Consider the following 12,329-nt stretch of genomic DNA (forward strand, 5'->3'; position numbering starts at 1 on the left):
AGTGGTTAATCTCGAGTTTGGTTCTGTGTGGCGCCAGCTTCTGCCGGCGCCACGCCGTCTCATCAGATGCTGTCGCGTTCCATCGGGCAGCTCATGCAGCGGGCGCCGCCGCGGCCACGGCCCAGTTCATCACCCGGGATGGAGAGGACTGTGATACCGGCTTTGTCATACTTCTCGTTGGTGTAGGTATTGCGCTCGTAACCCACCACCACGCCGGGACGTACGGTCAGCACGTTGTTGGCGTCGTTCCACTGCTCGCGCTCGGCTTCGAAGCTGTCACCACCAGTGGTGATGATCTTCAGCTGATCCACGCCCAATGCTTTCTCGATAGCGGTGACGAAGTAACCCTCTTCCTTGATGTTCATGCCGGTGGCGCCGCCCGGAGTCAGGCTCCAGCACTGCACATCCTTGCGGATCACTTCCGGATAGACGGAGAAGGTGTCGATATCCATGTGGGTCATCACGGTATCCAGGTGCATGCAGCTGCGGTGTTTCGGCAGCTCCATGGCGATGACCTGCTTGGCCTGACCGTGTTTGAACAGGCTGCGAGCCAGATGCTCGACACCTTGCGGGGTGGTGCGCTCGGACATGCCGATCAGCACGGCGCCGCGGCCGATAACCAGTACGTCGCCACCCTCGATGGTGGAGTTGTCGTAGTCACGCTCCTCGTCACCGAAGTACTTGATGAAGTCCTGACCGGCAAACATCGGGTGCCAGCGGTAGATGGCCTTCACATGGTTGGTTTCGCGGCGACGAGCAGGCTTGGCCATCGGGTTGATGGATACGCCACCGTAAACCCAGCAGGAGGTGTCACGAGTGAAGAGGTGGTTGGGCAGCGGCTCGATGATGAAATCGGTCGGAGCGTGCATGCCTACGACCATATTGACGCCGCTGTAGGGCATCTCGGAGTAAGTCAGGCCACCGGAGAGAATGCGGGCCAGTTCGCGGTGCGGCATGTCAGCCAGGAAGCAGCGCACGTCGTTGGCAAAAGAAGAGCCGAGGCGATAGTCGGAGACCTGATGTTGCAGCAGCCAGGTTTTGGCTTCCGGCACATCCAGGGTTTCGGCCAGCAGATTGGTCAGCAGGAAAACTTCGACATTCTGATCGCGCAGTACCTGAGCGAATTTGTCGTGCTCCTGACCGGCGCGTTCAACTGACAGGACGTCATCGAACAGCAGATCCTGGCAGTTGGAAGGAGTCAGACGCTTCAGACTGAGGTTGGGGCGGTGCAACATGACACGGCGCAATTGGCCAACTTCAGAACCTACATAAAATTTGCTCATGATTATATTCCGTCTAGCAGTGGTCCCTGCGAGTGATTGAATAGATTCCTTCTATTCATGCTCGTGGCTAAGGCGGGATATTCTTTATGTAGGGTAATCGGCTTATGTTCTATCCTGCCCTTGCCTTTCGAGACCGAGGTTAGCCCTGCGAATCACGACAAACTTAGACATTGATCACATTCACTCAGAACTGAATATATTCACCATCCAATCTATGACACCGGTAGCAAATTGCGCATTTTCCACACAAAGCACACCGAATAACCATGCAAAACCACCCCGCTATATTTCAGGTTGATTCATTTTTTATTCATGCCAGTTCACTGGAGTGATTAAATGCAAATAACAAAAACCGTTAAAAATCATTACTGTAAATAACTTTACAAATAGAATTTGAATATTACTCCCTAGGTATTGAATACATCGCCGTGACGGGAGGAACGCAGGAGAAATAAATACTCACATCGACCACATTCACTGCATAAATCTTTTCTTGTTCCAGATCATGGCATTGGTGCCAACCCCATCAGGCTCGGCCTCATAAGTCACCACCTCTATGTGTGGCTCAACTTAATATGCACAAAGTCCGCATCAAGGTGGGCAGCCATCCTCGTCGGTCATCACAACGCCTTTTGATACTTTTTTCATTAATTGAATTTATTCGCCTCACCTTGCGCTGGCGCCAACCTCGACTTAACTCAGAAAGTGATCCAGATCACACAGGAATGGCACTACCAAGGAGTTGTTATGAAGATGAAACCCATGCTGTTGCTCGCGACTTTGCTGCTCTCTGCGCTCCCCACCCTCAGTCAGGCTGAAGGAGCCCCTGCCATGCCCATGGTGGTATGCCATGTCGACCAGGCCCCTCAAATGCTGGTGCCTGACTATGTCTGCCGCTGGCAGGGAGGCAGCGTTCATTACTAGTCGAAACAACGAGAGGAGCATCACTCCTCTCGCCTTGTGATGAGACAGGCCCCTCCTATACTGAAATCAGCGGTTTTCTCATGGATAGGGGAACGTCATGATCTTGTTGGTCGGTGGAGAGAAGGGGGGGAGTGGCAAGAGCTGCCTGGCACAAAATCTGGCGGTCTACCTCAGATCCCAATTTCAGGGGGAGGTGTTACTGGTCGACTGCGACCCGCAGCGCACCACCTCTGACTGGATTCAGGAGCGCAATGACAACCCGGAGCTACCACAAATCAACTGCGTGCAGCTCTATGGCAATATTCGCAACGACCTGCTCAGCCTGAAAAACCGCTACGACTACGTCATCGTCGATTGTGGCGGGCAAGACAACCGGGCTCTGCGCTCCACCATGGCTGTCGCCACCCACGCCCTGATCCCCTTGCGCCCGAAACGTCGCGACCTCAAGACCCTGCCCCACATGGAAGATCTCATCACTACCTGCAAGATGGTCAATCCGACCCTCAATGCAGCCGTAGTGCTGACCCAGTGCCCCGCCCTACCCAATCAGGTAAAACGCATTCTCGAAGCGAAAGAGGTTTGCTCCTCGTTCGGTGTCGACGTCCTGAACGCCATCACCTATGGCCGCAACGTCTATGACGACAGCGAAGAGAAGGGACTGTCGGTGATGGAGATCGAGCCGGATGGCAAATCCGCCGAAGAGATCCGGGCCATCGCCAAAGAGTTCCTGCAAGTGGGGGTGTGAGATGGGTCTGGCCGATCTGAAGAAAAAGCACCAGCTGCATCACCAGAAGAAGTTCACCGTCGACGAATTTATCGAAGATGCGGAGTTCTACGCCAAGGGCAAACCCAAGGTGGTCAGCCTTGAACTGGGCCTGCATCGTGATGAAGCCTTGTCGGCGCTGGCCTTTATCGAGAGTGGTGAGCACCTAAAGCCCAGCTACAAAAAGGCCACCTTCTCCATGAGCACGGTGGCCATCGACGAGCTGGGTAACCTGACCCAGCAAGACGGCATGAACAAGTCCCTGTTGCTGCGCCTTTTTACCCACTACTTCTCTTCGCTCACCCCGGAAGAGCGCCAGACCATCTATGAGCGGCTCAACCAGCGCTCATAATTTCTCCATTCAACCGCTCTTTGTGTGCCTCACCAACTCACCCCGAATGACCATCATCAGACTGCAACATCTGTTTCTGAAGCAACCAAAACGCGCTGTAAGAGATCTGCCATTCTATATGTAAGCCAACGGCCGAAAAGATCCCCGAGATAATCGGAAGATAAGATCTTAAAACATGAAGAGGATAAACTTAACCAGTTGTTTATAAATGAATAAATCGAAACTCACCACTTTCGAAATAGCTAATGACAAAAACGTTTTCCAATCTGGCGTTGTAGCCGGTTAGAAAATCCTTATAGTTACTCATGCACGGACGCAATGAAGTCGGTCAGGAAGACTGGCTGCCAGGGTTGGGCAAATGGACTCACCACAGGATGTGGTAAAGGACACCTCCCAGGACGGAGAAAGTGCGACGGGACAGGATGACTCGTCAGGCCAAGATGGCTAAAGGACACCCCAAAGGATTGGGAAGGGGAAACCTAAAGGAAGAGGTAAACAGTCAGGGATTGCAGGGAGCAACTTCGTTCAAGGATCTGAGCGATACGACTACCGGGGGCGACGCAAGTCGCCCCCATCTTTTTATCTGCGTTTCACCGCGATCATTGCTTGATTCCCAATTGCTTGCCTCAGCGCAGAGACTTCTTACCAGAACCTTCCCGACCCGCTGCTTAAGCAAAAATACATATGAAAGGGGCGCCACGATGGCGCCCTTCTCTGTTTTCTGTCGGCAAACAAGCTTATATCACGCGAGAAAACTGTTGCTGGCGCGCCTTGTTGCGCAAGTACACGTCGAAACACATGCAGATATTGCGGATCAGCAGCTGCCCCGTGGAGGAGACCTCCAGACCATCCTCCGTCATACGCACCAGTCCATCGTTGATGAAGGTCTGCAGCAGCTTGAGATCGTCGGCAAAATACTCTCTGAAATTGAGCCCGTGCGCCTGTTCGACAGCGGCAAAGTTCAGACGGAAATCACAGATGAGCCGCTTGATCACCTCACGGCGGATCAGGTCATCCTGATTGAGCGAGCAGCCTTTCCACTGGGCATGACCCAGCTCTGCAACCTGTGCGTAATAGGTCTTGAGCTCTTTCTGGTTCTGGGAGTAGGCATCACCGATCATGCTGATGGAGGAGACCCCCAGCCCCAGCAGATCGCAATCACCTTGAGTGGTATAGCCCTGGAAGTTGCGGTGCAGCTTGCCCTCGCGCTGCGCGACCGCCAGTTCGTCATCGGGTTTGGCAAAATGGTCCATGCCGATGAACTGGTAACCCTGACCGGTGAGGAAGGCGATGGTGTCCTGCAGCATGGCCAGTTTCTCCTGCGGCGCAGGCATATCCACCTCTTTCAACTTGCGCTGGGCGGCAAAGCGGCTCGGCAGATGGGCATAGTTGAAGATGGAGAGGCGCGCCGGATCCGTCTTGAGCACCTCTTCCAGCGTATGGTGGAAGCTGGCACGATCCTGATGCGGCAGGCCATAGATAAGGTCGAGGTTGGTCGAGCGGAAGCCAAGTTCACGGGCGCGTTCCAGCATCGCTTTAATAAAGTCGTTGTCCTGCTCGCGGTTGACTGCGACCTGTACATCCTTGTTAAAGTCCTGCACCCCAAGGCTGATGCGGTTGAAGCCGACGTCTCGCAGCACATCCAGCATGGTAATGGCAATCTCGCGCGGATCGACCTCGATGCTGAACTCCCCCTCTTCGGCGAAATGGAAGTGCTCACGCAGCATGGCCATCAGACGGCGCGTTTGCGCTTCATCCAGATAGGTGGGAGTACCGCCCCCCCAGTGCAGCTGGGTAACCAGACGATGCTTGAAGAGCGGGGCTTGCGCCTTGATCTCCTGCTCCAGGTAGTCGAGGTACTCGTCAGCCTTGTGCTGATGACGGGTAATGACCTTGTTGCAGCCGCAGTAGTAGCAGAGCTTGTGACAGAAAGGGATATGCACGTAGAGCGACAGATTGCGCTCGGGATACTGGCCGGCAGCGCGGACAAAATCCGGATAGCCGAAGCTCTCGTTGAACTCCAGCGCAGTGGGATAAGAGGTGTATCGCGGGCCACTGTAGTTATATTTTTCGATCAGGGCCTGATCCCACACAATCTGTTCTGCTTGCACGCTCGCTTCCTCTCTTGTTGTTATTGTTGGCTCACCGACCTAACTGAAAATCCTTCAGCTGGGCCACATCCTTGAGGATCTGGGCCTCCAGCTCGGCCTCGTAGCCGCTGCGTTCGAGATCCATCTTCATCACTTCATTGCGCTTGAGGGCACGTCTGGCCTCATGAGTCGGCATATCTTTCACCTTCTCATACAACCCGTACAGACCCGGGAACTCGGCAACGAACGCCCGCCCCCCCTTGATCTGCAACGCATCCAGCAGATTGGTCAGCCGAATGGCGCCTTCGGAGTAATCGCACTGCCCCTCCTGCACCGCATGGGCAATGACCCGCACGCTCTCCAGAATTCGTTCATTGCGAGCGGTGATCGCATGCCACTGCATCGCTTGCTGTCGTCTCAGTCTGGCCAGCAGCATGCCTGCATAGATGGCCAATCCTGACAAAATCAGGCCGCCCAACAGGGCGGCCAGCATCCATCCACTCATCACTTTTTCTTCGGCTCAGGCTTGGGTTCCGGCTTGAAATCGACCTGGTTGAAACGATCCCACAACTCCTCTTCGGAGGCCGGTTTTTGCTCGTCGAACTCGGCGTCATCGCCATCATCAAACGGCAGCTCATCATCTTCATCATCGTCGTTGTCGATGATGCCCAGCTCATCCATCAGCTCCTGATAACGGTCGACGCGCTGATCAACCCAGGCCTGCTCGGCCGCTTCCAGGGTTTCACCGGCATCCAGACGATCCAGCAGATCATTCAAGCGGTCATCGTTTTCGATGGAAGCCAGCTCCTGCTCGGGCGTCATCACCAGCTTCTTCTCTTTCACCACCTTGGGTGCTGCCGGCTTCTTCTGCTTGTCATCCAGCACCAGTACTACCGGCTTGCGGGAACCGATACGCGGATCTTTGGACTGGCTGTTGCCAGACTTGCTCTTCGGCTGTTCAACTTGCTGACGAGAACCAGCCTTCAGGCCCTTGCGCTTGGCAGCCCGTTTACGCTCACGGCCTTCCTGAGCACTGACATCAGATTCTTTGCGCTTGCCAGTAGGCTTGCGAGTGGGTTGTTTGGCAGACATGAATGGCTAACTCCGAAAAATAACTGGTTTGACCCGTACCCGGGATGATCTCACCCGGTGGGATACGATGCGAGGAACAGTAAGGCTGGAACAAGAGCAGGATCCCGCACCAATCCGGCCCAATCAGGGCACTGAACACCGCAGGATCGGTATCCTCTGGGCATGTTGCTGGTATTTTGACACAGAATGGCTAATCGGGTTAATGACCCAAAAGAAAAAAGGCAGCCGAAGCTGCCTTGATATGTTCATGCGGGCGCCATCCTGAATGGCAAAACAATCTGTTTCGTCCTCTCCGTGACAACTTGTCGCCGCATCATATCGTTGTGTGGTCATCCTGACCTTATATTGGTCGTTCCTGAATGTGCGTGTGCCTGTTTGACCCGTCTCGACCGCATCCTGCCATCGTGCCGGGGAGTCTGCATCCCGCAACCCCATCCCGCTCCGGAGATGGTCACCATCCTGATCCTTCAATCCTTTGCCAGCTCATCCGAGCCCATGGCATCCCGCCACGCCAGCCATCCTCTGCTCACAACACCCTGTCGTGAAACCGCCACCCAATCCGTGGGTGAATCCATTAAGCCTACTGTACCAACTCTATAAAGCGGCTCAATCCACTCAAAACATTCTCAACATGTCGAAAGATATCAATATTCATATAATTTGTTGATAAATAATGATTATTTAATATTTTATGCAATTTTATGAGCCTTGGCCTGCCTTGAGAATGGGAGATCTCTTACAGAACGGGGGGATTAAACCGAGAATTATCTGAAAGCCATAAAAACAACGGGGAGCCCAGGCTCCCCGTTTCAACTCAAATCGACCGTATCGACTATATCAGTGCAGACCCGCCACATATTTGGAGAGGGCTTCGATATCCTGATCAGTCAGTTTCTTGGCAACATCCCGCATCATGCCATTCGGATCGTTGTCACGCGTGCCGGCACGGAATGCGGTGAGCTGAGCCTTGATATAGGCAGGATGCTGGCCGGACAGGTTTGGATACTTCGCCTGTTCGACACCCGAGCCACGGGGACCATGGCAAGCCGTACAAGCTGCCAGACCGCGACTCATGTCACCACCCATATAGAGTGCCTTGCCCGCTTCGACCACGTCGTCAGGGACAGCGATAGGGGTAACCTTCAGGCTGGAGAAATAAGCCGCTAGGTCATCCATGTCCTGTTCCGACAAAGGTAACGCCATCGGCCCCATCACTGGCGCAACCCGGCCAATTTGACCAGAAGCGGCAGCCTTCAGTTCAACTAACTGCTTTTTGATATATGATGCGTGCTGACCAGCAATTTTGGGGTACATATCAACCAGGCTGTTTCCGTCCGGTCCATGACAAGCCGCACAAACGGCAGCCTTGGTCTGTCCCGCAGCGGCATCGCCCTTGGCTTGTGCCATCCCCGTTACGCCAACCATCAGAGCAAGAGTAATGACTAGGTTCTTCATGGCGTTCCAACTTTTCGTTATTAGGCTTCCAGATCCCATGCCGCTGAAGGCATGTTAAAATAAACGCGTTTAAGCGACGCTATTTTACACCATTTTACAAAAAAGTAACTCTATAACCCTCTATCTCCATGGGGAATTTACGTTGGATACACAAACTCTGAATTTCAATAAGGTGCATTTTGTGACCAGCGCACCCGACATCCGTCACCTGCCAAATGATGGGGGTGTCGAGATCGCGTTTGCCGGCCGTTCCAACGCCGGTAAGTCATCTGCATTGAACACCTTAACCAAACACAAGAACCTGGCGCGCACCAGTAAGACACCCGGTCGCACCCAGCTGATCAACCTGTTTGAGCTGGAACCGGGCAAGCGTCTGGTCGACTTGCCGGGTTATGGTTATGCGCAAGTTCCGCTGGAAATGAAGCTCAAGTGGCAAAAGTCACTGGCAGAGTATCTGCAGCGCCGTGAGTCATTGAAAGGTCTGGTGATCCTGATGGACATCCGCCACCCGCTCAAAGATACCGACATGAACATGCTGGAATGGAGCTCACACCGTCAGCTGCCCGTCATGCTGCTGCTGACCAAGGCTGACAAACTGAGCCCCGGCCCGCGCAACAACCAGGTGATCAAGGTGCGCCAGGCCGTTGCCAACCTCGGTTCCCAGATCCAGGTCGAAGCATTCTCCTCCCTCACCCATATCGGTGTGGAGAAGCTGGCGCAAACCCTGACCGAATGGTACGTCAGTGGTGACGATACCGACCTGCTGAACGCTGATGAACAGCAACCTGCCGAGGAGTAATCGACTCCTCGCTCTCCTTGCAATTGGCGGAGCACTCCTCCGCTGATTGAAAGGGTTTCAGATTACTGCTTTCACCTGCCTCACGACAAACGCCCCGCATTCGCCTCCCCTGCTATATCCAATACTGCTTACAGTTCATATAGATAGGTAGTTAATTCACAAAAATAATTAACTTAAGTAGGCGTTGATAGCGTTTTCAAATTCGTTCTTTCAAAACGAACAATAATTACCAAAAGAGACAAAAATGAAATTTAATTACAAGATCTAACCGAAAGGGATAAAAATGAGGCCGGACGACAGTGATGCCATCCAGCCTGAAATAATAAATTCAAAAAATTGGGAAGAAGCTGAATCTTGAGTACCAGACGACAGGTATTCCTCAAGAAGCAGCCTCATTCTATCAAATGCATCACCAATTTAAAGCATTTACTCTAAATGGCACGCATAAAAAAACACCCCGACGAGAACCTCATCGGGGCAGCTATTCAGCCACATTCAATTACGTGAAATAAAAGGTCTGAAAGATAGAACATCTTACCTCTGTACCCTACGCAGACAACTGTACAGCAAAGCAGCAGAAAGTGAAAGTAATTTATGTAATTTAGTTTCACAACTTACAGATTAAGAAAAAATCTTTTATTTTCATGCAGATAAAAAAATCCCCAGTACGAATACCGGGGAGTTATAAAGGTGACTAGCTAGCACTTCCTCAACTATCTAGTTAGTCAGCGCCATTTCAAAGTAGTTCCGCTACAAAACAAAAAAACTTTGAAAAATCAGAGGTAGATAGCGCCATCCTCAGCAAACTCTTGTTCTTCAATGAGTTTTTCAGCCATGTCTTCAATATCAAAACGTACACTTTCGAAGGCTCTGACGATGTCATCCTCTCTCGTCAGCGCCAGACCTGTCATTCTCTCCAGTCGCCGCTGGCTAATGTAACAATCTATCAGCGCCCCCATCTGCTGGGCAGGAAAATGCACCCGCTGTTGGTCAGCCTGCCACTCCATCAGGTCGGGAAACAGAATACCCTGGTTCATATCACCCCCAAGTTACGCTTCAACTCTCTCAATACCTGTTTAGTCCCGGGACGAATTCCGCGCCACACGGTAAACGCTTCGGCGGCCTGTTCCACCAGCATGCCGAGTCCATCCATGGTTTGACGGGCCCCATGCTGTTTGGCCCAACTGATAAAGGCCGTATCCGAGGCGCCATACATCATGTCGTAGATGGCAATATCAGTGTGGATCAGGGCGGGAGCCAACGGCGGTAGCTCTCCTTGCAGGCTGGCAGAAGTCGAATTGATGACGAGATCGAACGGCCCTGCCAGCTGCTCATAGGTCTGGGCGGTCACGGGCCCCAGATCGTGGAATTCAGCAGCCAGCTGCTGCGCTTTGGTGTGCGTGCGGTTGGCGATCACCAGCTCGCTCGGCAGCTCTGCCAGCAGCGGCGCCAATGCACCACGAGCCGCGCCACCGGCCCCCAGCAGCAAGATCCGGCTATCCGCCAGCGTCACACCATGGGACTTGAGATCGGCGACCAGACCGGCGCCATCGGTATTATCCCCCAACAACACGCCATCATCAGTCAGCTTGATGGTATTGACCGCACCCGCCCGCTTGGCCCTTGGGCTCAAGCGTTCGACCAGAGTAAATGCCTGCTCCTTGAAGGGAACGGTGACATTGCATCCCTTGCCCCCTTGGTCAAAGAAGGTGCGCAGGGCTTGGGCAAACTCGTCGACGGCGGGTTCAGCCAGCCCATACTCCAGCTCTTGCTGGGTTTGTCTGGCAAACAGGGTGTGAATGAAGGGGGACTTGCTGTGGCGCACCGGGTGGCCAAAAACCAGATAACGATCCATCAAAGAGTTCCATCAGAGGGCAATATTCCGATTTAACGGGTTTTCACTCTCGGGAACAAGCCGAATAACGGCCAGTAAAAAGGGACCATCATGGTCCCTCGGGTCACAGCCATTCTCGCGGCGCGAGATAGTCGGTGTAGAGCAAGGCTTCAGGAGTGCCCGCCTCCGGCTGCCAGTCATACTCCCAACGTGCCAGCGGTGGCATCGACATCAGGATCGACTCGGTACGTCCGCCTGTCTGCAACCCGAACAGGGTGCCACGGTCATACACCAGATTGAACTCCACATAACGGCCGCGACGATAGAGCTGGAACTCCCGCTCCCGCTCGCCATAGGGTAGAACCTTGCGTCGTTCAATGATCGGCAGGTAAGCATCGAGATATCCCCGACCTACCGCTTGCATAAAGGCAAAGCAGTCGGCAAAAGGCCAACGATTAAGATCGTCGAAGAAGAGACCGCCCACCCCTCGCGTCTCGTTGCGGTGCTTGAGGAAGAAGTAGCGATCGCACCAGGATTTGAACTCGGGGTAGACCTCATCACCAAAGGGCTGGCAGAGATCACGGGAGACCTGATGCCAATGCTGGACATCCTCGGCAAACGGGTAGAAGGGCGTCAAATCGAAGCCACCGCCAAACCACCAAATGGGATCTTCGCCTTCCTTCTCGGCAATGAAGAAACGGACATTGGCGTGGCTGGTCGGCACATAGGGGTTGTGCGGATGGATCACCAGCGACACGCCCATCGCCTCGAACTTGCGACCGGCCAACTCTGGCCGATGTGCTGTAGCAGAGGCCGGCATGGCATCGCCATAGACATGGGAGAAGTTGACGCCCCCCTGCTCGATCACCGCGCCGTGGCGCAGCACACGGGTGCGACCACCGCCACCGCCTTCACGGCTCCAGGCATCTTCCACAAAGTGTCCGGCACCGTCGGCCATTTCCAGACCACGGCAGATCTCGTCCTGCAACTGCAACAGGAAGGCCTTGACCTGGGCCACATCCGGTTTGCTCATCTTGTCTCCAGTCAGGCAGGATCGTGAACGCCCTGTCCATTTTTATAGTTAAATCAATCCGGTGAACTCACCACTCAGCGGATTGATAGCAAATCATGACGTATCCGCCAGCTCAGGAGGGGCGAATAATGGCGCCGGTTCGGGCGTCCTTGATCTCGGAGGGGTTAGCTTGGCCACCCACTTCACCGGGCAGGATATAAGCCAGCTTGCTTGCCAGCAGCTCACCAATATCGGCCACCCGACGGGCAGGCTCCTCACCGGTCAGGTTGGCGCTGGTAGAAACCAGCGGCTTGCCAAAGGCGCGACACAACGCCTGCACCTGAGGATGAGCCGTCACGCGCACCGCGAGGGTCTCGAACTGCCCGGTCAGCCAGGCCGGCGTCGTTGCACGGGCAGGCATGATCCAGGTAAAGGGGCCGGGCCAGCTGGCTTCAACCCGAGCCATTTGCTCACCGCTAAGTTGGCTCAGATCGATGTAGTCCTGCAATTGCGCCAAATCGGCAGCAATCAGGATCAACCCCTTCTCTACCGGACGCTGTTTGATGGCCAGCAGTCGCTGCACCGCCACTTCGGAGTCGGGATCACAACCCAGACCAAACACGGCCTCGGTTGCATAAGCAATCACCCCTTCCTGCTGGAGGGCGGCAACTGCCTGTTCAAATTCATTTGGCATAGGAAAAATGCGGCAGCCTGGCTGCCGCCTC

At 54.0% G+C, this 12,329-nt stretch carries 13 protein-coding genes; 4 read left to right on the plus strand and 9 right to left on the minus strand.

Annotated elements, in window-relative coordinates; all coding sequences use genetic code 11:
- Positions 1 to 62: 62 nt before the first annotated feature.
- Positions 63 to 1,283, minus strand: a complete 1,221-nt coding sequence (gene arcA / locus ACTG2W_RS11955; protein ID WP_005339718.1) for an arginine deiminase — start codon at positions 1,281 to 1,283, stop codon at positions 63 to 65.
- Positions 1,284 to 2,030: 747 nt separating this feature from the next.
- Here arcA and ACTG2W_RS11960 point away from each other — a divergent pair.
- The 3 genes from ACTG2W_RS11960 to ACTG2W_RS11970 all read left to right on the plus strand — a co-directional run bounded on the left by ACTG2W_RS11960 (position 2,031) and on the right by ACTG2W_RS11970 (position 3,322).
- Positions 2,031 to 2,207, plus strand: coding sequence for a hypothetical protein (locus ACTG2W_RS11960; RefSeq protein ID WP_181281680.1), 177 nt, complete (start codon positions 2,031 to 2,033; stop codon positions 2,205 to 2,207).
- A gap of 97 nt (positions 2,208 to 2,304) precedes the next feature.
- Positions 2,305 to 2,952 carry an AAA family ATPase gene (locus tag ACTG2W_RS11965; protein WP_005339716.1) on the plus strand — a complete coding sequence of 216 codons (648 nt, stop codon included), beginning with the start codon at positions 2,305 to 2,307 and terminating at the stop codon, positions 2,950 to 2,952.
- Between the two features lies 1 nt (position 2,953).
- A complete protein-coding gene (locus ACTG2W_RS11970; RefSeq protein ID WP_005339715.1) occupies positions 2,954 to 3,322 on the plus strand; it encodes a hypothetical protein in 369 nt (122 codons plus the stop codon).
- Positions 3,323 to 4,059: 737 nt separating this feature from the next.
- Here ACTG2W_RS11970 and hemN read toward each other — a convergent pair.
- The 4 genes from hemN to ACTG2W_RS11990 all read right to left on the minus strand — a co-directional run bounded on the left by hemN (position 4,060) and on the right by ACTG2W_RS11990 (position 7,959).
- Positions 4,060 to 5,433, minus strand: a complete 1,374-nt coding sequence (gene hemN, locus ACTG2W_RS11975; protein WP_064338956.1) for an oxygen-independent coproporphyrinogen III oxidase — start codon at positions 5,431 to 5,433, stop codon at positions 4,060 to 4,062.
- Positions 5,434 to 5,464: 31 nt separating this feature from the next.
- Positions 5,465 to 5,905: a DUF2489 domain-containing protein gene (locus tag ACTG2W_RS11980; RefSeq protein WP_106844295.1), complete on the minus strand. Its 441-nt coding sequence runs from the start codon at positions 5,903 to 5,905 to the stop codon at positions 5,465 to 5,467.
- Between the two features lie 11 nt (positions 5,906 to 5,916).
- A complete protein-coding gene (yihI, locus tag ACTG2W_RS11985; RefSeq protein WP_106844296.1) occupies positions 5,917 to 6,504 on the minus strand; it encodes a Der GTPase-activating protein YihI in 588 nt (195 codons plus the stop codon).
- A gap of 837 nt (positions 6,505 to 7,341) precedes the next feature.
- Entirely contained in the window at positions 7,342 to 7,959 is a 618-nt protein-coding gene (locus tag ACTG2W_RS11990; protein ID WP_005339710.1) for a c-type cytochrome, read from the minus strand.
- A 142-nt stretch (positions 7,960 to 8,101) separates the two neighbouring features.
- On the opposite strand from ACTG2W_RS11990, the gene yihA reads away from it, so the two are divergent.
- Entirely contained in the window at positions 8,102 to 8,758 is a 657-nt protein-coding gene (yihA, locus tag ACTG2W_RS11995; RefSeq protein ID WP_042063756.1) for a ribosome biogenesis GTP-binding protein YihA/YsxC, read from the plus strand.
- 776 nt (positions 8,759 to 9,534) lie between these two features.
- On the opposite strand, the gene ACTG2W_RS12000 is transcribed toward yihA, so the two are convergent.
- From ACTG2W_RS12000 to ACTG2W_RS12015, 4 genes are all read right to left on the minus strand, one after another.
- On the minus strand, positions 9,535 to 9,795 hold the full coding sequence (locus ACTG2W_RS12000; protein WP_106844297.1) for a DUF1488 domain-containing protein: 261 nt from the start codon (positions 9,793 to 9,795) through the stop codon (positions 9,535 to 9,537).
- Positions 9,792 to 10,613, minus strand: coding sequence for a shikimate dehydrogenase (gene aroE / locus ACTG2W_RS12005; RefSeq protein ID WP_106844298.1), 822 nt, complete (start codon positions 10,611 to 10,613; stop codon positions 9,792 to 9,794). The genes ACTG2W_RS12000 and aroE overlap by 4 nt, the downstream gene beginning before the upstream one ends.
- Before the next feature lie 103 nt (positions 10,614 to 10,716).
- Positions 10,717 to 11,625, minus strand: coding sequence for an oxygen-dependent coproporphyrinogen oxidase (hemF, locus tag ACTG2W_RS12010; protein ID WP_106844299.1), 909 nt, complete (start codon positions 11,623 to 11,625; stop codon positions 10,717 to 10,719).
- A 112-nt stretch (positions 11,626 to 11,737) separates the two neighbouring features.
- Positions 11,738 to 12,298, minus strand: a complete 561-nt coding sequence (locus tag ACTG2W_RS12015; RefSeq protein WP_106844300.1) for a Sua5/YciO/YrdC/YwlC family protein — start codon at positions 12,296 to 12,298, stop codon at positions 11,738 to 11,740.
- Positions 12,299 to 12,329 lie beyond the last annotated feature (31 nt).

This window comes from Aeromonas sp. 96A, from assembly GCF_051919165.1.
Classification (GTDB): domain Bacteria; phylum Pseudomonadota; class Gammaproteobacteria; order Enterobacterales; family Aeromonadaceae; genus Aeromonas; species Aeromonas veronii.